The following is a 380-nucleotide window of genomic DNA, read 5'->3' as shown; positions in this document are numbered from 1 at the left end:
ACGAGGACCTGGACCGGCTGACGCAGCGCGAGCGCGAGGTGCTGCGGCTGATCGCCCGTGGCTATGCGTACAAGGAGATCGCCAAGCAGCTGTTCATCTCGGTGAAGACGGTCGAGTCGCATGTCTCGGCGGTGCTGCGGAAGCTCCAGCTGTCGAACCGGCACGAGCTGACGCGGTGGGCGACGGCCCGACGGCTGGTCTGAACTCCGCAAGCGCACCGGCGGGGCCGAAACCCCGCAAGTGCACCGGCGGGGCCGAGACGCCCGAGGTGCTCAGGCGGGGTCGAGCGAGATGTTCAGCTTCTCGCCGATCCTGCGGTATCCGATGCCCGCATAGATCCGTTCCACATCGGCGTCGCCCGGCTCCAGCCACACCACCCG

The 380-nt window shown here is 68.4% G+C and carries 1 protein-coding gene; it reads left to right on the top strand.

Going from position 1 to position 380, the window contains the following annotated elements:
* On the top strand, window positions 1-203 hold a 203-nt coding region (locus tag AC1DUE_RS20705), incomplete at its 5' end, for a response regulator transcription factor (RefSeq protein ID WP_477041275.1).
* Between the last annotated feature and the right edge of the window lie 177 nt (window positions 204-380).

It is taken from the genome of Cellulomonas sp. P4_A2 (assembly GCF_056402515.1).
Note: the sequence above shows the minus strand (reverse complement) of the source record. Positions and strands in the feature narration are given on the sequence as shown.